The sequence below is a fragment of the Providencia sp. PROV236 genome (genome assembly GCF_033676985.1).
GTDB lineage: Bacteria > Pseudomonadota > Gammaproteobacteria > Enterobacterales > Enterobacteriaceae > Providencia > Providencia manganoxydans.
On the sequence record NZ_CP096297.1, the window covers coordinates 3189695 to 3215522 of the forward strand.

17 protein-coding genes and 1 pseudogene are annotated in these 25828 nt (G+C 41.9%); 10 read left to right on the plus strand and 8 right to left on the minus strand.

Going from position 1 to position 25828, the window contains the following annotated elements; genetic code table 11:
* The first annotated feature begins 13 nt into the window (after positions 1–13).
* The 3 genes from pflB to M1E96_RS14710 all read left to right on the plus strand — a co-directional run bounded on the left by pflB (position 14) and on the right by M1E96_RS14710 (position 4506).
* Complete coding sequence (pflB, locus tag M1E96_RS14700) at positions 14–2296, plus strand: formate C-acetyltransferase (protein WP_369427193.1); 2283 nt, start codon at positions 14–16, stop codon at positions 2294–2296.
* A 208-nt stretch (positions 2297–2504) separates the two neighbouring features.
* Positions 2505–3299, plus strand: coding sequence for a pyruvate formate lyase 1-activating protein (gene pflA, locus M1E96_RS14705; protein ID WP_070924908.1), 795 nt, complete (start codon positions 2505–2507; stop codon positions 3297–3299).
* Positions 3300–3660: 361 nt separating this feature from the next.
* Positions 3661–4506: a BPSS1780 family membrane protein gene (locus tag M1E96_RS14710; RefSeq protein WP_070924909.1), complete on the plus strand. Its 846-nt coding sequence runs from the start codon at positions 3661–3663 to the stop codon at positions 4504–4506.
* Between the two features lie 74 nt (positions 4507–4580).
* Here M1E96_RS14710 and serS read toward each other — a convergent pair whose 3' ends face one another.
* The 5 genes and pseudogenes from serS to lrp form a co-directional block, all read right to left on the minus strand.
* On the minus strand, positions 4581–5870 hold the full coding sequence (serS, locus tag M1E96_RS14715; protein WP_272581008.1) for a serine--tRNA ligase: 1290 nt from the start codon (positions 5868–5870) through the stop codon (positions 4581–4583).
* A gap of 268 nt (positions 5871–6138) precedes the next feature.
* On the minus strand, positions 6139–7482 hold the full coding sequence (locus tag M1E96_RS14720) for a replication-associated recombination protein A (RefSeq protein WP_070924910.1): 1344 nt from the start codon (positions 7480–7482) through the stop codon (positions 6139–6141).
* Positions 7483–7491: 9 nt separating this feature from the next.
* Positions 7492–8112 carry an outer membrane lipoprotein chaperone LolA gene (gene lolA / locus M1E96_RS14725; protein WP_140180871.1) on the minus strand — a complete coding sequence of 207 codons (621 nt, stop codon included), beginning with the start codon at positions 8110–8112 and terminating at the stop codon, positions 7492–7494.
* Between the two features lie 46 nt (positions 8113–8158).
* Entirely contained in the window at positions 8159–11788 is a 3630-nt protein-coding gene (locus M1E96_RS14730) for a DNA translocase FtsK 4TM domain-containing protein (RefSeq protein ID WP_369427194.1), read from the minus strand.
* 465 nt (positions 11789–12253) lie between these two features.
* A pseudogene (gene lrp, locus M1E96_RS14735) lies at positions 12254–12748 on the minus strand (leucine-responsive transcriptional regulator Lrp).
* 544 nt (positions 12749–13292) lie between these two features.
* Between lrp and trxB the strand changes: the two are divergent.
* From trxB to infA, 6 genes are all read left to right on the plus strand, one after another.
* Positions 13293–14255 (plus strand): thioredoxin-disulfide reductase, encoded by a 963-nt coding sequence (gene trxB / locus M1E96_RS14740; protein WP_337979530.1) that lies wholly within the window; start codon positions 13293–13295, stop codon positions 14253–14255.
* A gap of 188 nt (positions 14256–14443) precedes the next feature.
* On the plus strand, positions 14444–16108 hold the full coding sequence (locus tag M1E96_RS14745; protein ID WP_272581013.1) for a DUF4153 domain-containing protein: 1665 nt from the start codon (positions 14444–14446) through the stop codon (positions 16106–16108).
* Positions 16109–16472: 364 nt separating this feature from the next.
* The gene (cydD, locus tag M1E96_RS14750; protein ID WP_272581014.1) at positions 16473–18239 is read left to right on the plus strand and encodes a cysteine/glutathione ABC transporter permease/ATP-binding protein CydD; all 1767 of its coding nucleotides are present in this window, start codon (positions 16473–16475) and stop codon (positions 18237–18239) included.
* A 2-nt stretch (positions 18240–18241) separates the two neighbouring features.
* Positions 18242–19984, plus strand: a complete 1743-nt coding sequence (cydC, locus tag M1E96_RS14755; RefSeq protein WP_140180522.1) for a cysteine/glutathione ABC transporter ATP-binding protein/permease CydC — start codon at positions 18242–18244, stop codon at positions 19982–19984.
* Between the two features lie 8 nt (positions 19985–19992).
* Entirely contained in the window at positions 19993–20694 is a 702-nt protein-coding gene (gene aat / locus M1E96_RS14760; protein WP_272581016.1) for a leucyl/phenylalanyl-tRNA--protein transferase, read from the plus strand.
* Positions 20695–20834: 140 nt separating this feature from the next.
* Positions 20835–21053, plus strand: a complete 219-nt coding sequence (gene infA / locus M1E96_RS14765) for a translation initiation factor IF-1 (RefSeq protein WP_004244560.1) — start codon at positions 20835–20837, stop codon at positions 21051–21053.
* A gap of 202 nt (positions 21054–21255) precedes the next feature.
* Here infA and clpA read toward each other — a convergent pair whose 3' ends face one another.
* Together clpA and clpS are read right to left on the minus strand one after the other, a co-directional pair.
* On the minus strand, positions 21256–23541 hold the full coding sequence (gene clpA / locus M1E96_RS14770) for an ATP-dependent Clp protease ATP-binding subunit ClpA (protein ID WP_272581017.1): 2286 nt from the start codon (positions 23539–23541) through the stop codon (positions 21256–21258).
* Positions 23542–23571: 30 nt separating this feature from the next.
* On the minus strand, positions 23572–23892 hold the full coding sequence (gene clpS / locus M1E96_RS14775) for an ATP-dependent Clp protease adapter ClpS (RefSeq protein WP_070924917.1): 321 nt from the start codon (positions 23890–23892) through the stop codon (positions 23572–23574).
* Positions 23893–24276: 384 nt separating this feature from the next.
* Here clpS and cspD point away from each other — a divergent pair, with 384 nt between their 5' ends.
* A complete protein-coding gene (cspD, locus tag M1E96_RS14780; RefSeq protein ID WP_140180524.1) occupies positions 24277–24528 on the plus strand; it encodes a cold shock-like protein CspD in 252 nt (83 codons plus the stop codon).
* Between the two features lie 205 nt (positions 24529–24733).
* Here cspD and M1E96_RS14785 read toward each other — a convergent pair whose 3' ends face one another.
* Positions 24734–25666, minus strand: coding sequence for a DUF1177 domain-containing protein (locus tag M1E96_RS14785; protein ID WP_369427195.1), 933 nt, complete (start codon positions 25664–25666; stop codon positions 24734–24736).
* Positions 25667–25828 lie beyond the last annotated feature (162 nt).

A 25828-nucleotide genomic window follows, 5' to 3' on the forward strand; every position in this document is an offset into this window, starting at 1 on the left:
AGGTAAAAGTATCATGTCAGAATTAAATGAAAAATTCGCTTTAGCATGGCAAGGTTTTAACCAAGGTAACTGGCAGGATAACGTCGATGTACGTGACTTCATCCAGAAAAACTATACTCCATATGAAGGTGATGAATCTTTCTTAGCAGGCTCTACTCCAGCAACTGATAAGTTGTGGGAAAAAGTCATGGAAGGTATCAAAATTGAAAACCGTACTCATGCACCCGTTGATTTTGACACTGATGTTGCATCAACGATCATTTCCCATGATGCGGGCTATATCGCTAAAGATTTAGAGCAAATCGTTGGTCTGCAAACTGATGCACCTCTGAAACGTGGTCTTATCCCATTCGGTGGGATCAAAATGGTTGAAGGCTCATGCAAAGCTTACGATCGTACTTTAGATCCAAGCCTGAAAAAAATCTTTACAGAATACCGTAAAACTCACAACCAAGGTGTTTTCGATGTCTATACCCCAGACATCCTAAAATGCCGTAAATCAGGTATCTTAACCGGTCTGCCTGATGCCTATGGTCGTGGTCGTATCATCGGTGACTACCGTCGTGTTGCTCTGTACGGTATTGATTTCCTGATGAAAGACAAATTTAATCAATTCACCTCTCTGCAAGAAAAATTAGAGAAAGGTGACGATCTGCAAATGACCATCCAACTGCGCGAAGAAATTGCTGAACAGCATCGCGCACTTGGTCAAATCAAAGAGATGGCTGCAAAATATGGCTATGACATCTCTGGCCCTGCAACCAATGCCCAAGAAGCCGTTCAATGGACTTACTTCGGTTACTTAGCTGCCGTTAAATCACAAAACGGTGCAGCAATGTCATTCGGTCGTGTTTCAACCTTCTTAGACGTTTATATCCAACGTGATCTTGAAGCAGGCAAACTGACTGAACAAGAAGCGCAAGAGCTGATTGACCACTTGGTGATGAAACTGCGTATGGTACGTTTCCTACGTACTCCTGAATATGATGAGTTGTTCTCTGGTGACCCAATTTGGGCGACAGAATCACTCGCAGGTATGGGTCTTGATGGTCGTACATTGGTGACCAAAAACACCTTCCGTTTCCTGAACACACTCTATACCATGGGCCCTTCACCAGAGCCTAATATGACTATCCTGTGGTCAGAAAAACTGCCTCTAAGCTTCAAAAAATTTGCAGCTAAAGTGTCAATCGATACTTCATCAGTTCAGTATGAAAACGATGATTTGATGCGCCCTGACTTTAACAACGATGACTACGCTATCGCATGTTGCGTGAGCCCAATGATTGTTGGTAAACAAATGCAGTTCTTCGGTGCTCGTGCTAACTTAGCGAAAACTATGCTGTATACCATCAACGGTGGTATCGATGAAAAACTGAAAATGCAAGTTGGTCCTAAACATGCACCAATCATGGATGAAGTTCTTGACTTCGATACTGTGATGGATCGTATGGATCACTTCATGGATTGGTTAGCGACTCAATATGTCACCGCACTGAATATTATTCACTATATGCATGACAAATATAGCTATGAAGCTGCATTGATGGCTCTGCATGACCGTGATGTGTATCGTACAATGGCATGTGGTATCGCGGGTCTGTCAGTTGCAGCTGACTCACTGTCTGCTATCAAATACGCAAAAGTTAAACCAATTCGTGATGAAGACGGCATTGCTGTTGACTTTGAAATCGAAGGTGAATATCCACAATTTGGTAACAACGACTCTCGTGTTGATGATATTGCTTGCGACCTAGTTGAACGTTTCATGAAGAAAATTCAGAAACTGCACACTTACCGTAACGCAGTACCAACTCAGTCTATCTTAACCATCACCTCTAACGTTGTGTATGGTAAGAAAACAGGTAACACCCCAGATGGTCGTCGTGCTGGCGCGCCATTCGGACCAGGTGCTAACCCAATGCACGGTCGTGACCAAAAAGGTGCGGTTGCTTCACTGACTTCAGTTGCTAAACTGCCATTTACTTACGCGAAAGATGGTATTTCTTATACCTTCTCCATCGTACCAAATGCATTAGGTAAAGATGATGATGTACGTAAAGCGAACTTAGCGGGTCTAATGGATGGTTATTTCCACCATGAAGCCTCTATCGAAGGTGGCCAACACCTGAACGTTAACGTCATGAACCGTGAAATGCTGTTAGATGCAATGGAAAACCCAGAGAAATATCCACAGCTCACTATCCGTGTTTCAGGCTATGCAGTACGCTTTAACTCATTGACTAAAGAGCAACAGCAAGACGTTATTACTCGTACTTTCACCAGTTCAATGTAATAATTAGATTAGTAAATCAATTAAAATAACTAAAAAGCCCCACCTCATGGGGCTTTTTTAGAATTAAACCTGAATACTTTAAGCCATTCTTCTAAACTAAAAACAAGTAAAGTTATCCCATGAGTCTACGTGAGTATTGATTCGGATAGTTGAATATAACCAGCCTTCTGCGGTTTGAAGTATGACGGATATTTTTGGAGTTCCTGCTATGTCGACAACTACAACAACCATCCCAACTCTTGATATTTCAACAACCTCACCACCAGCGACGCTTGGTCGTATCCACTCGTTTGAATCATGTGGAACCGTCGATGGACCGGGGATCCGTTTTATCGTCTTCTTTCAAGGCTGTCTAATGCGTTGTATGTATTGCCATAACCGCGATACATGGGATACCCATACAGGCCAAATCGTTACCGTTGATGAATTAATGAAAGAAGCGGTGACCTATCGCCATTTTATGAATGCAACAGGTGGTGGCGTCACCGCATCTGGCGGAGAAGCTATTCTACAAGCTGAATTTGTTCGCGACTGGTTCCGAGCTTGTAAAGCACAAAATATCCATACTTGCCTCGATACGAATGGCTTTGTTCGCCGCTATGATCCGGTTATCGATGAGCTAATGGAAGTCACTGATTTAGTCATGCTCGACTTAAAACAACTCAATGATGAAATCCACCAAACATTAGTCGGTGTGTCTAACCATCGTACACTTGAGTTCGCCCGCTACCTTGCTAAACGCAATCAAAAAACATGGGTTCGTTATGTTGTCGTTCCGGGTTGGAGCGATGATGATCACTCTGTGCATTTACTTGGTGAATTTACCAAAGACATGAAAAATATCGAAAAAATTGAGCTACTCCCATACCATGAATTAGGCAAACACAAATGGGAAACTATGGGTGAAGAGTACAAGTTAGATGGTGTTAAACCACCATCAAAAGAGGTGATGGAACGCGTTAAAAACATCCTTGAGAGCTATGGTCACAAAGTCCTCTATTAGTTAAGTATTACGGCTCTATTAAGGTATAGAGCCGTGATTTTCCATAACAAGTCATTCCTTTATCTGACCTTCCTACTTCTCATCGTACAAATCAATCCAGATAATATATTTTATCTATTCAAAAATAATAGTTATTTCCTTCTTTTCAATATCCTATTCTCAAAAGATAACCTAATTTATTTTTGTCTGACAAGAAGATACATACAATAAAGCAGTTACCAGAATAGTCTGCTTTGAATGATATGAATTTATTTGCATAATAAATTGTTATCTATATTTTGATTTTTTGTTTTTTTAACTAAACTAGTTTCAATAATAATATATTGCTAATTCTCTATAAATTACGGGTTAATACTAGATCATGAATAGTGAAAATTTCGATTCACAAAATGCACCGGTTCCTTCTCAAAACCAACCGAATCAAGTTGATACTTCAATTTTTCTTACTGAGCCGCGTGCTGTAGATGCTGGCGAAGGGATTAATTGGATCAGCCAAGCTTGGGCAATGGTGAAAGAAAAATTAGGTATGTGGGTTCTTATCAACATTATTTTCTTTGCCGTTATACTGGTTGTATCGATGATCCCATTTATCAACTTTTTCGTTTCATTTATCACCCCAATTTTAATTGGTGGCATTATTGCGATTAGTGAAAAACAACGCAAAACAGGTGAAGTTGAAATCGGATTATTATTTGCTGGGTTCCAACAAAAATTCGGCGCTCTATTTGCTGTAGGTGCGATTAATTTCGGTATTTCATTAATCGGTGGCATTATTGCTATTATGATTGGTGGCACAGCATTACTTAGCATCATGTTAGAAATGAGTCAAGGTGGCCAAGTTTCTCCTGAAACAATTATGGCTCTAAGTGGTTCATTCTTCTATATTTTTGTTATTATGGCAGTTGCTGGTTTAGTTGGCGCTGCAATGACTTGGTTTGCTCCTGCATTAATCATGAATCATGATTTTAAAGTAGGTGCAGCTATCTCTGCGAGCCTAAAAGCGGTTAGCAAAAACATTCTGCCGGGTATCCTATTCTTTGTTGTCTTGGCAATTATTATGTTCATTTCCGCAATTCCATTAGGGCTAGGTCTGTTAATCACATTCCCTATTATGTATGTCGGTTACTACACTAGCTATCGCAGTCTGTTCTTTGCTCAAACACATAGCAATAACCAAGCATCACAACAAAATTCAATTATTAGCTAATTGAGTTTTAATATATAAAAAAATCGCCACTTTTTAGTGGCGATTTTATTTGTAATTAATCCAATATGAATTAATTAACCAATATACTCTAGCCCTTTCATATACGGACGTAATACTTCTGGCACTTCAATACGGCCATCTGCTAACTGGTAATTTTCCAGTACCGCAACTAAAGTACGACCTACAGCAAGGCCTGAACCATTCAAAGTGTGAACCAGCTGAGTTTTCTTATCACCTTTGCTACGGAAGCGAGCTTGCATACGGCGAGCTTGGAAATCCCACATGTTAGAACATGATGAAATCTCACGATAAGTATTTTGAGCCGGTAACCAGACTTCTAAGTCGTAGGTTTTACGAGATCCAAAACCTATATCACCTGTACATAAAATGACTTTACGATAAGGTAGCTTCAGTAATTGCAGCACTTTTTCCGCATGGCCAGTCAACTCTTCTAATGCTTCCATCGATTTTTCTGGATGAACGACTTGAACCAATTCAACTTTATCAAATTGGTGCATACGGATCAGACCACGCGTATCACGACCATAAGAACCAGCCTCTGAACGGAAGCATGGCGTATGTGCCGTCATTTTTAATGGTAGAACATCTTCATCTAAAATTTCGTCACGCACTAAGTTAGTCACTGGTACTTCTGCTGTTGGAATCAATGCATAAGTACTTTCAGCTTCTTCTTCCAGTGGCTTAGTATGGAATAGATCTTCCCCAAATTTTGGTAATTGGCCGGTACCATACAGGGTGTCATGATTAACCAAATAAGGAACATACAGCTCTTGGTAACCATGCTGCTCAGTATGTAAATCCAACATGAATTGTGCCAATGCACGGTGTAAACGAGCAATTTGCCCTTTCATCACCACAAAACGTGCACCAGTCAGTTTTACCGCAGCAGGGAAATCTAACCCACCCGCTAACTCACCAAGGCTGACGTGATCTTTAACTTCGAAGTCATATTGACGAGGCTCACCCCAACGAGCAACTTCGACGTTATCTGAATCATCTTTGCCATCAGGAACAGCATCATCAGGCATATTCGGGATACTTAGTGCAATATCACGGATTTCTTGTTGCAGCTTATCTAATGCGAGCTTAGCAGCATCCAATTTTTCGCCTAACAGGTTAACTTCCTGACGCAGAGGCTCAATATCCTCACCACGTGCCTTAGCGGCACCAATGGTTTTCGATCGCGAGTTACGGTCTGCTTGCAGGGATTCAGTTTCAACTTGTAAAACTTTGCGGCGTTCTTCTAATTCACGCAGCTTTTCCACATCAAGGGTAAAACCCCTGCGAGCCAGTTTTTCAGCAACCGCGTCTAGCTCCGTACGCAGTAAATTGGGATCGAGCATGCTTATCCTGTGATTATTGTTAGTAAATATCCAAATGAGATACAACGCACTCCGGCGTTATTCTCTTCACACCATTTCAAACCGTTTATACTCGTCATACTTCATGTCGTTGACTAGGCTCATTCGCGCCAGTTACATACTTATGTATGCGCCTAGCGGCTCATTTAGCTGTCACCTAACTGTACCTCGAATTATTTAGAGTATAGTATTTCAGCGGCTTAAAATTTATAAAAAAATATTGCTTTATAACCTTACCGCATTGCCCACATTAGCGATAGCGTTTTGTTGAGCTATTTTGATCCTGCTGCGCTAACCAGTTTAATTTTTCGGCTATTTTGCCTTCTAAACCACGATTTGTTGGGTGGTAATACTGAGTTTGCTGCATTTCAGGAGGGAAATACACTTCACCCGCAGCGTAGGCATTGTCTTCATCATGTGCATAGCGATACCCTTTGCCTGCACCCAACTCTTTCATCAGTTTAGTTGGGGCATTACGCAAATGAGCCGGTACATCATAATCAGGCTGCATCTGTGCATCTGATAATGCAGCTTTATAGGCGGTATAAACTGCATTACTTTTAGGTGCGCAAGCTAAATAAACAATTGCTTGAGCAATCGCTCTTTCACCTTCAGCAGGACCCACTCGAGTAAAACAATCCCATGCTGAAATAGCCACTTGCATCGCTCGTGGATCTGCATTGCCCACATCTTCAGAGGCAATCGCTAACAAGCGACGAGCAACATACAGAGGATCACCACCGGCGGTAATAATACGTGCATACCAATACAAAGCAGCGTCAGGTGCTGAGCCACGCACTGATTTATGTAGCGCCGAAATTAAATCGTAATAACGGTCGCCTTTGTTATCAAAACGCGCTGTTCGTTCACCACTCACCTCTTTTAACAATTCAGCAGTAAGCACCCGTTGACCGTGGCTATCACTTTCCGCCATATCAGCCATCATTTCGAGTAGATTAAGCGAGCGCCTAGCATCGCCATTAACCAATTCAGCGATAAGTTTACGAGTACTGTCAGGTAGGATGATATTTTGTCCACCAAGGCCACGCTGTGCATCACCCATTGCTTGTAATAGCACCTCTTCGATATCACTAACATCGAGAGATTTGAGTAGATACACTCGCGCACGTGACAATAGTGCAGAATTGAGTTCAAAAGAGGGGTTTTCTGTCGTAGCACCAATGAAAGTGATCGTACCATCCTCAATATGAGGCAAAAAAGCATCTTGCTGGCTTTTGTTAAAGCGATGAACTTCATCGACAAATAAAATAGTTCGACGACCTGCACTGCGGTTTTGGCGTGCTTTTTCGATGGATTCGCGTATCTCTTTAATACCGGAAGTGACCGCAGAGATACGTTCAATATCCGCTTGGGCGTAATGGCCAATAATTTCAGCCAATGTCGTCTTACCTGTCCCCGGAGGCCCCCACAAAATCATTGAGTGTAAATGGCCCGCTTTTATCGCACGCGGCAACGGTTTACCCTCAGCCAATAAATGTTTTTGGCCTATATACTGTTCAAGTACCTCTGGACGCATACGTGCGGCCAAAGGTTGAAATTCATTTTGTGAAAAATCGAGAGACAGGTTACCCACTATTTCCTCTTATTTACCACCTGAGCGTTGATCATCCAATGTCACGCCTTTCGGTACTGTAAAAGTAAATTTACTTTTATCGACGCTACCATTTTTCTGTTCTTTCAACTGATAGGCACTGGTTTGTCCATCTTGCTCAACAGCCGCAAATTTCTCAATGGTCCCTTCAGGGGAAACGGTAATTGAGAAACGTTTTAATGTGCCATTGGTCAGCTTAGGCTTCAAATCAAACGTATTACCCTGTTGAATGATTGAATACTGTTTCCAATCTAATGGATTGTTACGAGTAATTAATAAAAATGGCGTGTCTTGTGTCGCATCAGCTAAATTAGTCACCGTGACTTGTTCGACAAAAGGATTATAAAACCATAAGTTTTTACCATCTGAAACTAATACACTTTCATCAGGTGATGTCATATTCCAATTGAATAAATTAGGTCGCTGCAACCAAAGCTCACCAACGCCTTCCTGTATTAAATCACCTTCAGGGCTGGTCACTTTTTGCGAAAAGCTCGCGTGGAAACTATTGACCTTATTCAGTCGTTCCTGAAGATCTTGGCTGGCATCTGCGAGTACTGAGCCGATATGTAAACTCAAGGCTAAAGCGCCCAATAACATCATTTTTTTCATCGAACAAAGACCTTTTGTTGGTACCTAATTGATATTATGCCCTTGACTAGTAATCAGCTTGCCGCGGAGAAAGTACCTCTCGGTTACCATTATGCCCCGGCTCACTAACAATACCTTGTGCTTCCATTTGCTCAACAATACGTGCAGCACGGTTATAACCAATACGGAACTGGCGCTGAACGCCTGAAATTGACACGCGCTGTTTATCAACCACAAATTCTACCGCTTGGTCGAATAAGGGATCCAGTTCTTCATCAGCGCTATCATACCCGCCACCTTCACTTTCTTCACTGCATTTTGTAATGCTGTCGATATATTGCGGGCGACCGCGTGCTTTCCAATCATTTACCACCGCGTGAACTTCTTGGTCACGCACAAAGGCACCGTGCACACGCATAGGAATCGATGAGTTAGGTGGCAGATATAACATATCCCCCATACCTAATAATGATTCAGCGCCACCTTGGTCAAGAATGGTACGTGAGTCAATTTTACTTGAAACAGTAAATGCAATACGTGTTGGTATGTTCGCTTTAATTAAACCTGTAATGATATCAACCGATGGACGTTGAGTGGCTAATACTAAGTGGATCCCCGCCGCACGTGCTTTTTGTGCCAGTCGAGCGATCAGTTCTTCCACTTTTTTACCCGCTGTCATCATCAGATCCGCAAACTCATCCACCATGACCACAATATAGGGTTCTTTTTTCAGCATTGGATGTTCCATTTCCATACTGTCACTTGGTTTCCAGTGTGGATCCGGAATTGGACGCCCCATTTCTTCGGCTGCTTTAATTTTATCGTTGTAACCCGCAAGGTTACGTACACCCAACGCTGACATCAGTTTATAACGACGTTCCATTTCATTGACACACCAACGCAATGCATTAGCCGCGTCTTTCATATCCGTCACAACTTCAGTGAGCAAATGCGGGATCCCTTCATAAATTGAAAGCTCCAACATTTTCGGGTCGATCATGATAAAACGTACGTCTTCAGGTTTAGATTTATACAATATACTCAGGATCATCGCGTTGACCCCGACGGATTTACCTGACCCCGTTGTCCCTGCGACTAATAAGTGAGGCATTTTAGCCAAATCAGCAATAACCGGATCACCTTCAATATCTTTACCTAATACCATCGTCAATGGCGATGGATTGTGCCTAAATTGCTCGCAATCTAATACTTCTCTTAAATAAACGGTTTGACGTTTTTCATTAGGTAATTCAAGCCCTACATAAGGCTTGCCGGGGATCACCTCAACCACCCTTACTGCGGTGGTTGAAAGTGAACGCGCGAGATCGCGAGATAGCGTTGAAATACGAGCCGCTTTTACCCCTGGGGCTAAATCAAGCTCAAAGCGCGTGATAACTGGCCCCGGAGAGAAACCAACCACTTCAGCCTTAACACGATAATCATTTAAACGAGCCTCAATTAACCGAGCCGTTTGCTCTAATTTGAACATATCGACAGGTTCTTCTTGTGCAGGAGGACTAGTCAATAGATCGAGCGATGGCATCGGGGTCGTTGGCTTAGGCAACGGTTGGTCGTTACGCACTAAGAATGGGTGGAATAAGCTATCCTGTTGCGGCTGTTGCGGCTGTTGCGGCTGTTGCGGCTGTTGCGGCTGTTGCGGCTGTTGCGGCGCAAAAGTGTGACCTTGACTAGCTGAAGTATCCAGTGCAGACGTCACATTTCTATTAAAATCTTCTTCTTGAGGATGGCTTGGTGGATTAGATACCGCCGTTGCACTAAATGATGGCATAAATAAAGGATCTGCGGGCTCATCATTAACCAAATCATCAACAGGTGAAAAGCTATCTAAAACAGAGATATGTTCACTAAAATCAAACTTAGGCTCAACGCGATAATCAGCTTCTTCGTTCTCATCATGTGCAGAAAAGTCATGTGCAACATGTTTAAACTGATGAGTTTGCGGTTCTACCTGCTCAGTCGGTGATGCAGCAGAAGGCCAACGATGCTCAATTTCTGGTTGTGTATAGCTAGGGATCACAGGATCAATGGTTTCAGATTGTGGCTGAACCTGCGCACTAAAGGAAGATGTAGGCTCAACGAGCTCATTATGTATATCTTCCTCTGCTCCATCTTCCTCTACCCCATAACGTTCGCGCTGTTGTTGCAAGAACTGCTCCCTAAGCATATTTTCTTGCTCAGCATCATCCTGTTGTTGTTGGCGAGTTTTGTCATCAGTCGCAGACCATTGCTGATAAACTTGTTCACGTTGTTCTGCTTCTTCTTTACGACGCTGTAGTTCCGCATCGCGCTGAGATGGAATACGGATCCCATACAACTCTCTACGCGTTGGTAAACGCACAGGATTTGGCCGAGGTAATTCAGGCTCAAGGTTTTGTTTCACCTGTGCATGGCGTTCGAGTGCAGCAACTGAGATACCTGCGGCAGCTAATGCTGCTGGATTCGCTAACCTATCAGCTACCGATTGACCACTTGCTTGTACCACTGCATCGCTAACAGATGAAGTTGGCATTGAAGGCGTTGCAGTTTCACTACCTTGGCTATTTATTGATGCCGATGGCTGGTGGCTCGGGGTCTCCCAATGCGTTGTTTGGTCTCGACTATCATTGACTGGGTGACGAACATTTTCGTTTACCCTCTCATTTGCAGTTGGCTGATGAGTATAAGTCTCAGTTTGGGCTTGAGCTACCGGTTGCTCAGGCTCAACATTTTTAAATTGATAATCTCTGTCATATAAAACAGGCTGATAGTCATCAGGCACTTCAAAATGATAAGCCTCTTGCTGCTCAATAGCAGAGAACGAAGGTAGTTCCTCTTCTGGCTCTGCGGTGCTTGCTGGTGTTGCAGATGCTGTTGGTGTGACAATTTCAACGGGGGCAGTTTCTGTCGGAAGTTCTTCAGTCTCTATTTGTTGTGACGATGCTAACTCACTAATTGTGGGTGCTGAAAAGAGCACATCATCATCAGCCTGCATGTCATCCAGCGCTTGACGTTCAGCTTCTTGAGCTCGCTGTAAGGCATCTTCAGCCTCTTCGACTTCATAATCGTCATTATCGTCGCCGCGTGCGCGATTGGTCACTAATGTTAATGGGATTAATACCGCAGCCCCAATTTTTTCGGCAATGGTGAGCCATGACCATCCCGTAAATAGTGTGAAACTGATCGCCCATAAAAATAGCAACGCCAGCGTAGCCCCTAATGAATTAAACCATGGCATGATTGCATTACTGAAGACACTGCCTATCACCCCTCCTGAAGAGAAGTTTGGTAAATCATCAAAGTTCAGTGCGGCAAGCCCACATGAGGATAAAATCAGCGCTAAACCACCAATCAACCGTAATGAAAGCGAAAAGAAATCGATATAACGACGTTGGCTCTCATAATGGTAAATTGTCCAACAGCCTAATAGCAATAAAATAGGGATAGCAAAAGCTAATATTCCAAATGCAGAAAAGAGGATATCTGCACTCCATGAACCAACACTTCCCCCTAAATTTTTGACTGGCGCATTCCATGTGGTTTGTGACCAGCTAGGATCAGAAGGGCTAAAGCTGACCAATGCCACCATTAAGAAAATGGCACTTAAGCAAATAGCAAGCAAAATGACCTCAAGTAGCCGTCTTCCGCTACTGAGTTTTTTAAACCGAATGTGTTTGTCTTCTGTATATTCTTGGCTCATTACTGTTTCTTTACTTTCTGACCGATGGTGTCACCAATATCGAGATGAATTAACAAAAACTCGCAATTTCGCAATGATGATTAGCGGAATAGTCAAAGTCATTCTAACACCAATCACCTTGTTATGCGTGACTTGTTGCCTCTATGGCAAACTAAACGACTGTAGACACTGTAAGATGCAGTATTTCATCTTACAGTAGAGGATTCAATTTCTATTTAACGTTAAAAATCTTAATTATTTATACCTTTAATATCAATATATTGAAATCAAAAGTTCAGCTTATTTGAGATGTTTTCAGAAAAAGTCATCGCGATTTGCCACTGTCTTGTAGAAACTTAGTTAGAGAAAATCACTGTCGATATCGGGTTTGCCCCTAAAACGGAACAACGCTGAGTAAACTCAGCGTTGAAACTGCAGTGCGACAACAAAAAATAATGTTGTGCAGAATGAGACTATCGAAGGCTGTTAGCGTGTTTTAATAACCAGACGGTTACTTTGCTTAACTTCTTCCATAACTACATATGTACGAGTATCGTTTACACCCGGCAGACGCAGTAGAGTCTCTCCAAGTAATTAACGGTAAGCGGACATATCTGGCACACGCGTTTTCAACAGATAATCGAAATCACCAGAAACAAGGTGACACTCTTGAATTTCTTCCAGTTTTTGAACCGCAGTATTGAACTGTTCAAATACGTCTGGCGCACCGCGGTTTAAGGTAATTTCAACGAAAACCAATAGTGATGCATCTAAGTAGTGAGGGTTCAGTAATGCGGTATAACCAGAAATAAACCCTTGTCTCTCCAGACGACGAACACGTTCCAAACATGGCGTTGGTGATAGACCAACACGTTTAGACAATTCTACGTTCGAAATACGTCCATCTTTCTGAAGTTCGTTAAGTATATTCCTATCAATACGGTCAAGGTCTTTTCCTGGACGCTTTTTATTGTCAATCATCTCTTTATCTCTCTTTCTCTAATTGTTATTTTCCACACCTATAAAACAGCACCATCCTCGCTCATACTTTATTTATTTAGGTATTCGTGTTCAGGAGCAAATTTTATGCGCAATGCTGAAATCGGCGTGAACAGAAAACCTGTCCACAATGATTACCTGTTTGTTAAGTTATAAGTGTTGTAAAGTTAACTTTCCGGCAAGAACAAAAATGCACCGTTTACATTGGCCTGCTAGATAATTAACTCTTACATAGATGTTTTCGCAAATGCACAGCCGATTGTCAAAGCAAATGAATAAAAATCAGTACAAGATTTCGCTTTTTTTTCTATTCAAACGTTTCGCCGGCAGGTTTCAAGAATATTCCTAAAAATTATGCCATGTGATGTGGACATGCTTGCCACAGTAAATTTTCACTTTAATGACTATCGTCTATCGCAAAAATAGGCTAATCACAATCGAGTTAGCCGTTAAATCCCTTTTTTTAACTAGCCAATTCTCCTACAATCCCATTATTGCTATTTTTTGGATTAAAAACGAGGTATTCATGAGCACAGCCACACATCGCAAGTTAATCATTTTGGGTTCAGGGCCAGCAGGATACACAGCGGCGGTTTATGCTGCACGTGCAAATTTGAGTCCAGCGCTGATTACTGGGGTGGAAAAAGGTGGTCAGTTAACAACAACCACTGAAGTTGAAAACTGGCCGGGGGATCCTGAAGGTCTTACAGGGCCGAGCTTGATGGATCGTATGTATGAGCATGCGACTAAATTCCAAACTGAAATCATTTCAGATCATATCAATAAAGTGGATCTTAAACAGCGCCCTTTCCGTTTGTTTGGCGATGAAACTGAATATACTTGTGATGCTTTAATTATCGCAACAGGTGCATCTGCACGTTATATTGGTTTACCATCAGAAGAAGCGTTTAAAGGACGTGGCGTTTCTGCTTGTGCAACTTGTGATGGCTTTTTCTATCGTAACCAAAAAGTCGCAGTGGTTGGCGGTGGTAATACCGCAGTTGAAGAAGCACTGTATCTGTCGAATATCGCATCAGAAGTTCATTTAATTCACCGCCGTGATAGTTTCCGCGCCGAAAAAATCCTCGTTGATCGTTTAATGGATAAAGTGAAAAACGGTAATATTGTCCTGCATACTGATCGTACCCTTGATGAAGTGCTAGGCGATGATATGGGCGTTACTGGTGTACGTTTGCGTAGCACCAAAACAGATGAAACTGAAGAGCTGCAAGTGATGGGGGCGTTTATTGCTATTGGCCACAGCCCAAATACAGGCATCTTTGAAGGTCAGCTAAATCTGGAAAATGGTTACATTACTGTGCAGTCAGGAACTCATGGCAATGCGACACAAACTTCGGTTTCAGGCGTATTCGCAGCAGGCGATGTTATGGATCATATTTATCGTCAAGCAATTACCTCTGCGGGTACAGGCTGTATGGCTGCACTGGACGCAGAACGCTACCTTGATGGCTTAAGTGATACTAAATAGCTCTATCGCTATTTAATTCAGTCAGGTATCAAACATAATACGTTTATCCGCAGTCTGAAGGCACCGTCATCCACGGTGCCTTTTTCTTTTCCTAATTATTCCACTTTTTCAGAGTAACTTTATAGGCTTTATTATTGCACCCGCTATAATTTTGGGATTATCACAATTCAATTTTGAAAGGACCCCACATGGGACAGCAAGAGCCTATCAGCCGTTATGCCTATATTGTTGTTGCTCTATTTGCCATTTTACAATCCGTAATTATTTTGTACTCTACCGATTACACTGTTAGGCAAGAAAGCGGCCTTAGTGGTCAATTTATTTATCTGCCATTATTGCTCGCTGTATTTGTTCCTTCCGCTATTAGTTATCTCATTACCAATGCTAAATCAGCGATTTTCTATCTTAATATCTTAATTATTATTTTACTGACAATCTGGATTAGTCTTTGGCACGCAAGACACAGTGAGTCCAGTACTGATGCGAGCCCCTTTATTGCCTTTACGACTTTGATTGTCCTATTGTTTTTTTTATTACCTTGGATGCAAATGCGTCAGCTCGAAAAAACATGGAAAATTGATTATGCATGTTTAATGGGCTTTTACATCAAAAACACCCTACTCGGTATCTTTGCTTCAGCCATTGGGGGCTTACTCGTTACCTTAATTTTACTGGCCAATTTTTTATTCAAAATTGTTAATTTGTCATCACTGAGTCAGCTACTCAGTAATGATTTAACATTATGGGCTGGGTTTACGCTTGGCTTTAACATTGGTCTGATTTTTTTACGTTCTACCTTTGAGCTTCAATTTGGTAAATTTATTAGTTATATCGCTCGTTTTTTCCTGATCATTTTACATATTATCGCGATTGTCTTTGTGATTGGATTTATATTTTCCTATTTCACAGGAATGAATGCCACCGGCCTTGGTTCTGCGGCTATGCTATGGTTTTTGATCCTGAATATCATTTTAATTAACTTAGTGTATGGTAATGGAACACAGCCATACCAATTCTCTGCATGGTTAAATCCATTTGTGCTGTTTAGCGTTCTGCTACTTAATTTTTTCTCTCTACTGTCGATTTACGGCATTCTTATTCGCGTTAACCAATACAGCTGGAGTATAGAGCGACTCTATGCATTCACAATTGCACTATTTTTAGCCATTATTATCTTTGCTTACAGTATTGCCGTACTACGTAAAAGAACGCATTGGATATTTTCACTCGGCACCATAAACAAATTTGGTTTACTGGGGTTAATTGGCACAATACTTGTGATCAATAGCCCTATCGCTGATTTTAAACGCATCACTTTAAACAGTATTTTATCCGGTATCGACAATGGCAAAATCAAAGTTGATTCGATGCTAGCCTATGATTTAGATGAGCTAGGTCCTAATGGTCAGCAAGCACTTAAAAAACTCAAATCAAATCCTGAATACAAAAAATTACTTGAGCACAGTTCCTATGGTGATGAGCCTAAAAAATCACTCGAAGACGTTTTGGTTCTAGCTAAAAATAGTGCAGAGCTACCGAAGAGTTGGTGGGATATGGAAGACAAAGAGCATGAATATTACTGTATCTCTCTTTATCACTCATACAACTGTCTGGGTTTTATGGCTGATGCTAACCAAGACGGGCAAGATGATGTGGTTATGTGCTACGCATCAGAGGACAGTGGTAGCTTTGATTGCATTATCTGGCAAGAAAAGCATGACACGTGGTCCATTGTCGATAGACAAGCTAATCACTATCAATCAGTAGAAGAACGCGATCAAGCTTGGCAAAAATTATTAGATGGGCAATTTAATTTAAAACCTAAAGAGTGGCGACAAATTATTCCACAATAAATATTGCGTTTTCAGGTGACCTTATTATTAATTAAGGTCACCTGTTTTACTAAAATATAAAATAATCTATATGGGTTATTATTTAAATAATATTCAAGAAATTTGATATTTCTAAATAAGATGAAATCATACTAAAAAATAATCTATCCTTTTGCAGAAATGCATTTCACCTATCTCACAACCATATTTTTACCTTTAAAAAACAATTCACTAACAACTCACTGTACTAATTTAATAACAGACTTTTATTATGTAACAAATGAGAAAGAAGCTGCTATACTCGTCGTGCTCGTTGATCTTCAAGTTGCCGTACGTTTAGCGCGCGGTACATTCTCAATAAAACTACACCTGCACACTAATCATTATGGATAAAACAAGACAGACTGAATTGGTACGTTGGTTGAAGCAGCATAGTACGTCAGCAAAACGCTGGTTACGCATTTCTATGCTATTAGGCGTTGTGAGTGGCTTACTGATAATCGCGCAAGCTTGGTTCTTAGCGGTCATACTACAAGCACTGATTATGGAACATATTCCCCGAGAACAGTTAGTAACATCGTTTATATTACTGTTAGTGGTGTTTGTGCTACGCGCTCTGGTGACCTTGATAAGAGAGCGAGTTGGTTTTCGCTGTGGTCAAGTGGTACGCCAAGAAGTACGTACACAGGTGTTAAATAAGCTACAAGACTTAGGCCCTGTCTGGGTAAAAGGAAAACCGGCGGGGAGCTGGGCAACCATTGTTCTAGAACAAATAGAAGATATGCAGGAGTACTACTCTCGCTACCTGCCCCAAATGTACCTTGCTGGTATCATTCCAATTATGATCTTAATTGCCATCTTCCCATTTAACTGGGCTGCGGCATTGATCTTATTTGCTACCGCCCCTCTTATCCCTATTTTTATGGCGTTAGTTGGGCTAGGCGCTGCTGACGCTAACCGTCGCAACTTTATCGCCTTAGGTCGCCTCAGCGGTAGCTTTTTAGATAGGCTACGTGGGTTAGATACCTTACGTCTATTCTTTCGGGAAAAAGCAGAAGTTGCCCAAATTCGTGAATCTACTGAAGACTTCCGTTCAAGAACTATGGAAGTCCTGCGTATGGCATTCCTTTCATCTGGGGTTTTAGAATTTTTCGCATCGATTTCAATTGCAATTGTTGCTGTCTATTTTGGTTTTTCCTACCTCGGTGAATTAAGCTTTGGTAGTTATGGTTTACCCGTAACCTTATTTGCTGGCTTCCTTGCCTTGATTTTATCCCCTGAATTTTTCCAGCCATTACGCGATTTAGGTACCTATTACCATGCCAAAGCACAAGCTGTTGGTGCCGCTGAAAGCTTAGTGACTTTGCTGGAAAGTGATAGCGAACAAAAAACGGAAATGGGCAACAAAACACCGCAAAATGCTCCTATCCGTATTCAAGCTGAGGGATTAGAGATTTTCTCTCACGATGGGCAGCGGTTGGTTGGCCCTCTAGATTTCACCATCGAACCTCAACAACGTATCGCACTCGTTGGTCAAAGTGGTGCAGGCAAAAGCACCTTACTGAATTTATTGTTAGGTTTTTTACCTTATCAAGGCTCGATTAAAATTAACGGTGATGAACTTAACCAGCTCTGTAGCGAAAAATGGCGTGAGCTAATTGGCTGGGTTGGTCAAAACCCACATTTACCAGAGCAAACACTGATTGAAAATATCAGTTTAGGTAAACCTGATGCAACTGAGGCCGAAATAGCACAAGTAATAAGAGATGCCTATGTTGCTGAATTTTTGCCTATGTTACCTGATGGCTTAAACACCCGTTTAGGTGACTATGCAGCGAGGCTGTCCGTAGGTCAGGCACAACGAGTGGCCGTTGCACGAACGCTATTAAAACCTTCGCGTATTCTGCTCTTAGATGAACCCGCAGCCAGTCTTGATGCTCATAGTGAGCAACGTGTTATGCATACTCTCAACCAGCTAGCCCAGCAACAAACCACAATCATGGTGACCCATTTACTTGAAGAAACCGTTAATTATGATCAAATTTGGGTCATGTCCAATGGGCAAATAATACAGCGTGGTCATTATGCAGAATTGAGTCAATGTGAAGGGCCATTTGCCCGTTTATTGGCTCACCGTAGTGAGGAGCTTTGATAATGCGAGTTCTATTACCTTTTTTAGCACTTTATCGCCGCCATTGGTTTTTGATCTTATTAGGTATGATCTTAGCCATTGTAACTTTGCTCGCAAGTATTGGTTTATTAACCTTATCAGGTTGGTTCCTTGCGGGTGCAGCAATCGCAGGCTTTCCGGGGCTGTATTATTTTAACTATATGCTACCGGCCGCTGGCGTACGTGGAGCTGCGATTTTCCGTACTGCTGGCCGCTATGCAGAACGCCTAGTCAGCCACGATGCCACATTTCGGGTACTGGCGCATTTACGCGTATTCGCCTTTAGTAAAATTCTTCCTCTGTCTCCCGGAGGGATTAGCCGGTTCCGCCAAGGAGAAATTCTTAATCGCCTTGTTGCCGATGTTGAGACGTTAGACCACCTATACTTACGCGTTTTATCGCCGATTTTTGCCGCATTTGTGGTTATTTTCGTGCTTATTTTTGGGCTAAGTTTTCTTGATCCTCGCTTAGCGTGGACACTTGGTTGTGTCATGCTGTTTCTCTTGTTTACTCTACCTTTTGTGTTTTACCGTGCAGGTAAGCCTATTGGTCAAGAATTAACCGCATTACGTGCTCACTACCGAACAGTACTGACATCCGCACTACAGGGCCAAGCAGAACTCACTTTATTTGGCGCCCTACCTCGCTTTCGTCAAACATTGTCAAATATTGAGAGCCAATGGCAAGTCCGCCAGCAACAGCAAGCAGATCTTACAGGCTTGTCTCAAGCGATCATTTTGTTTGCTTCAGGCTTCACGGCAACATTGCTTTTATGGATGGCGGCAGATCACGTCGGTGGTAATACCAACCCCGGCGCACTTATTGCTTTATTTGTTTTTTGTGCCTTAGCAGCCTTCGAAACACTGGGGCCTGTCGCCGTAGCATTCCAACATATGGGCCAAGTGATTGCTTCCGCAGAGCGTGTTTCGCAGCTGATCGACGCTAAACCTGAAGTGACCTTTGCAGCCGAAGGGCTTTCGCTAACTCAGTTAGATAGCCTCGTTGTGGACAATATTTCGTTTACCTACCCTGAACAGCCATTCGCTGTGTTAAATCATGTTTCTCTTACACTACAACAAGGCCAACACCTTGCATTGTTAGGAAAAACGGGCTGCGGTAAATCAACCTTATTACAGTTACTCACCCGTGCATGGGATGTTAACAGTGGCTCAATAAAGCTTAATGGGCACAATATCAGCGACTACAGCGAGCAAGCGCTGCGTTCTATCATGTCTGTTGTACCTCAACGGGTGCACGTGTTTAGTGATACATTGCGCAATAATCTGTTGCTTGCAAATGATAAAGCGACAGATAAACAACTTCATGAAGTGTTAGAACAAGTTGGTCTTGGTAATCTACTGGAAAATGAACAAAAGCTAAATGCTTGGATGGGTGAAGGCGGTAGACAGCTCTCCGGTGGAGAACAGCGCCGTTTAGGGATTGCCAGAGCCTTATTGCATGATGCGCCATTAATTTTAATGGATGAACCAACTGAAGGGCTTGATGCACAAACTGAACAACAGATCCTCACATTACTGAAAGAGAAATGTGCGGATAAAACCTTAGTTGTGATCACTCATCGCATGCAAGGCCTAGAAAATATGGATATGATTTGTGTAATGGATAACGGTGAAATTGTTGAGCAAGGCTCACATCAAGCTCTTTTAGAGGCAAAAGGCCGCTATTTCCAATTTCGCCAACGTCACTTGCAACAACAGGCTGTTTGAGGTTCATCATGTACCAACTTGATGATGATTCTATCTTGTTCCCGCCTGTCCATGAGGCAATGCGGGAGCCTAATGGCTTATTAGCTATTGGTGGTGATTTATCGCCTGAACGTCTTAAGGCAGCCTATTACGATGGTATTTTCCCATGGTTTAACCCTGGTGAAATGCCGTTATGGTGGTCACCTGATCCACGAGCCGTTTTAATGGTCGGAGAATTACACATCAGCCGTACCATGAAAAAAATATTGAAAAAGCAAAAATATCGCGTCACCATTAACCACGCGTTCAATGATGTGATAGAAGCTTGCTCAATACGCCAAGAAGGGACATGGATTTTACCTGAAGTACGCGCGGGATATCAGGGTCTACACCAACAAGGTATCGCACATTCTGTAGAAGCTTGGTATGGTGAAGAGCTGGTTGGCGGCCTATATGGCGTGAACATGGGGCTCCTATTTTGTGGGGAATCTATGTTCAGTAGAATGGATGATGCATCTAAAGTTGCTTTTATTACATTCTATTTTCATTTTTTGCGCTATAATGGGCAGCTTTTTGATTGTCAGGTACTTAACCACCACACCGCCTCATTAGGCGCAAAAGAAATATCCCGTCGGGATTTTTTACATATTCTTTATCGGTGGCGTAACAAAGCGATTGATCCCGCCTGCTGGTTACCGCAATCGATTGAAATATCACCACTATTCACGTGATGAATTTTGGTTTTTAGTTATTTTATGCACTTACTACTCAAGAAAAATCGCTTTAAAATGCGACATTTCTTTACTTAGTGAGGGTTTTTGGGCATTATCTTGCCCGTTAAAAATCATGGTTATTAGACTTAGAGGATTAGATGGCCAAAGAAGATAATATTGAAATGCAGGGCACTGTATTGGATACCCTGCCAAACACAATGTTCCGTGTTGAACTGGAAAACGGTCACGTGGTGACTGCTCATATTTCTGGCAAAATGCGTAAAAACTATATCCGCATCCTAACAGGCGACAAGGTAACTGTAGAGTTAACCCCATACGACCTGAGCAAAGGCCGTATCATTTTCCGTAGCCGCTGATCCTATCACTTCAGGCAGGGCCTGATACAGCCACAGGTGGTGTGCACGCACAACACACCTGTGGTCTATATTCGGCATATATCAAGTTGCAGCGGCAGCGCTTTCGTTAAGGTAGAGTGACTACGTTGACTCACGCCAGTCACTTAGTTTTCTTTGCTTCTAGCGTTCCACTCGCTTGTCGCCTAGCTGCACCTCGAATTGTTTAGAATACCGCATCCTCCGGAGAGGCCTTGTGTACGCTACTGAAGTTATACGTCAGTGTATTACTTTTTTCATCAAGCCCGATACTGACCGAACCACCATTCGTTAACGAACCAAATAGCAATTCATTTGCGAGTGGTTTTTTCAAGTTATCTTGGATCACACGAGCCATAGGTCGGGCTCCCATCGCTTTATCATAACCTTTTTCACATAACCAACGGCGTGCTGCTTGGCTCACTTCAATTGAAACACCTTTTTCATCTAATTGAGCTTGTAATTCAACGATAAACTTATCGACGACTTGCGTGATGATCTCGATTGATAACGAATTGAACCAAATAATGCCATCCAGGCGGTTACGAAACTCTGGTGAGAACGTTTTCTTAATTTCAGACATCGCATCAGTGCTATTATCTTGTTCGGCAAAACCAATCGAGCGGCGCTGTGTTTCTTGCACCCCTGCGTTGGTTGTCATCACCAAGATCACATTACGAAAATCCGCTTTACGGCCATTATTATCTGTCAGTGTGCCGTGATCCATCACTTGCAATAAGATATTAAATACGTCTGGATGTGCTTTCTCGATTTCATCAAGCAGTACAACAGAGTGCGGATGCTTAATCACCGCATCCGTTAATAAACCACCTTGATCAAAGCCAACATAGCCTGGAGGTGCACCAATTAAGCGACTTACCGTATGTCGCTCCATATATTCAGACATATCAAAGCGCAATAACTTAATATCAAGAGCTTTCGATAACTGAACGGTAACCTCTGTTTTACCAACCCCTGTTGGACCTGCAAACAAGAACGAACCTACTGGCTTATGCTCTTGCCCTAAACCTGCTCGACTCATTTTAATCGCTTCAGTTAATGCAGCAATGGCATTATCTTGCCCAAATACCAACATTTTCAGGCGAGAATCAAGCGTTTTCAGACGATCTTTGTCGCTAGAAGAGACCGTTTTTTCTGGGATCCTTGCAATACGTGCAACCACTGACTCAATTTCAGGAACCCCGATCGTTTTCTTACGTTTGCTAGGAGCAATTAGACGCGTTCTAGCACCAGCTTCATCAATCACATCGATCGCTTTATCAGGTAAGTGCCTATCTGTAATATATTTAACCGATAAATCTACCGCAGCCTGAATGGCTTTAGCGGTATAACGTACATCATGATGAGACTCATATTTCGGTTTCAAACCATTAATAATACGAACTGTTTCTTCTGCGGTAGGCTCCACAATATCAATTTTTTGGAAGCGACGAGCAAGTGCTCTGTCTTTTTCAAAAATATTACTAAATTCTTGATAAGTGGTTGAACCAATAACTCGAATACGCCCACCAGATAATAATGGTTTAATCAAATTCGCCGCATCAACTTGCCCACCGGAAGCCGCGCCAGCACCGATAATAGTATGAATTTCATCAATAAACAGGATACTTTTGCTGTCTTTTTCCAGCATTTTTAGCAGTGATTTAAAACGTTTTTCAAAATCACCGCGATATTTTGTTCCTGCCAGTAATGAGCCAATATCTAATGAATAGAGCGTACAACCTTTCATCACTTCAGGGACATCATCTTGCTCAATACGCCATGCTAGTCCTTCTGCAATAGCGGTTTTACCTACCCCTGACTCACCCACTAATAATGGATTATTTTTACGGCGACGGCATAAAACTTGAATGGTTCTTTCTAACTCAGCTTGACGCCCAACTAATGGATCAATCTTCCCTTGTTTAGCCAGTTGATTAAGGTTGGTCGTAAAATTATCCATATGATCATCAGAGACAGGCTGCTCTTCATTATTAGCCTGATTGCTAGATGCATCTTGCTCTGGAGATGAGCTATCCTCACCTTTAATCGTGCCGTGGGAGATAAAATTCACCACATCTAAGCGGCTGACATCATGTTTACGCAATAAATAAGCAGCTTGTGATTCTTGCTCACTAAATATCGCAATCAGCACGTTCGCCCCGTTCACTTCGCTACGACCCGATGATTGCACATGGAATACCGCGCGCTGCAAAACACGTTGAAAGCTCAACGTCGGTTGAGTATCACGATTATCATTTTCTGGTAATAAGGGCGTGGTTTGCGCAATAAAGTGCTCAAGCTCTTGTCGAAGGACAACAAGATCAACTTTACAAGCATCTAGTGCTTCACGAGCAGACGTATTACTTAATAACGCCAGCAATAGGTGCTCCACGGTCATAAATTCATGTCGATTGTCTTTCGCTTTTGCAAATGCGACGTTTAGACTAAGCTCCAGTTCTTGATTGAGCATAAGCACCTCCCAAAATTGATATTAAGCCAATTACACTTTTTCTATCGTGCAAAGCAGAGGATATTCATGTTCGCGTGCGTAGGTATTCACCTGTGCTGCTTTTGTTTCTGCAACCTCTGCTGTAAAAATACCGCAAACCCCTTTCCCCTGAAAATGGACATCTAACATTATCTGTGTAGCGCGTTCTTCATCAAAAGAAAAGTATTTTTGTAACACTTCAACAACAAAATCCATTGGAGTGTAATCATCATTATTTAATAGAACCTTATACATTGAGGGAGGCTGTAAAACTTGCTCCACTTCATCTTTAAAAATGATGTCTGTTTTAAATGTACCAAAAAAATCGCTCATTACTTGTCGTGCTCAGAGTTAAAGTTCAATTAAGCATAGTCTTTATTATCAATGATTTCTATTAATCACGATAACACTAAAACACGGTAAGAATCATTTATTCTATCAATTGTTGATTCACCATATTGACAGTGTAACACGCAATTTAAAATAACCCATATGCCCAATATTTTGTGATCAACTTCAAAAGTTACAAAAGAGAGAGCGTTAGCCATATCAAATTTTTATCACTTCACTGTAAATCCGTAAACTGACCTCTTGACGAACTAAGTCAATTCACTACAGTATGATTTGCAGACAGTCAACATGAGTAATTATACTTAGTCGATGCGTAGCAATTACGCATTTATGTCAAACACAACTTGTAAATACGAAGGACGATGTATGGAGACAGGTACAGTTAAATGGTTCAACAATGCCAAAGGCTTTGGTTTCATCTGCCCTGAAAATGGGGGAGAGGATATCTTTGCTCATTACTCCTGTATACAAATGGATGGCTACAGGACGCTTAAGGCTGGTCAGAGAGTTAATTTTAGTATTAATATTGGCCCTAAAGGGAACCATGCCAATCTCATCATTCCGATTGAAAGCAGTACGGTAAATAATACAAGTGCAGAGATAGCATCTCAAGAATAACTCAGTTTAATAGAGCACAGCTAATTGCTTTTCAATTTAATAATCATACATTTGTATGACTTGGGCGACTAGCTGTGACTATTTTTAATTTAATGATGACACTTCAAATGAAGGTAATTGTCGTTGGGAGTTGTTATTAAAGTACAGTGACTACGTTCACTCGTTTATCACTTAACTGTACTTCAAATAACTTACCGTCAAATTGTTAAAGTCCATGAGTTTGCAAGAAAGAGATATCGCCATAAAGTGATTTAAGCAAGGCGAATTGCTCCTCATCATAGAATTGACAATCACCATTCCCAAACTCTTTTGCCACTTCAATCATAAATTTCACGGATGCAGCAATATCGACTTCATGGCTTGCCCCTGTTGAGCAGCCAGGTACCACTGTTTGAGCGCAAATTGCGACACCAACAACTGGCACTTGAGTTGATACAGACGGCTGCATGATGCTATTGATGTGGTGTAATCCATTCCCATAAGGCGTAATATCTTGTACCGCCAGTGGAAAAGTCACCGCATATTGTCCACTGCTCCATTCCATTAAACGAATTAAGTCTTCTGAAACAGGCAGAATGTAGCCCTCTTTGACCGTTGGTGATAACGCGTAGCCTTTATGATTAATTAGTCGATTACCTTTTGTTGTATCAACCGACAAAATAGCATCTGCTTCAGGGATTGCTTCATACTTATTCATGGTCTCGTCGTTAAGCGGCGAATCCATAAAATCAACTGGCGAGTGAGGACGTGTCGGTGCTGTTGGGCAAATGTGGGTCGTAATAACCACATCTCCTAGCAAGATATCCCCTTTTTCTCTCATATTCGCAAGTTTCAATGCTGTTGCAATTGCTGCAATCGCACCATCTGCATCTGACACAAGACCTATCCGAGAGGGTCTTGCACCAATGCCGCCTAAACGGCCAATAATACCCAATGTCGGCGCATTTTTGCCTTGTCGTTTCCCTTGGGAACCTGGAATGACAATGCGAACAAAATCACTTTGGCCTTTCTCATCTTGTACAGTGGTTGAAGATACTTCAATTGCGGTGAAATTCTTAAACAAGGCAACGATATCATCCCCACTAACAGCGGCGCTGTCGATCAATTCGTAAGCGCACAGGGTCTGTTTTAAACTCATATTTTTCCCTTGGTTTTACTACTTTCAGAACAATACCAGCCATCACCCTAATAAAAGAGTGATGACAGATATTGAACTGACTATTTTCCTGGTGAAGGCGCCTAGACCTGCCATATTTCAAGATACAAAGCTATTTATTAAGGTACGGTGACTATGCTTAAC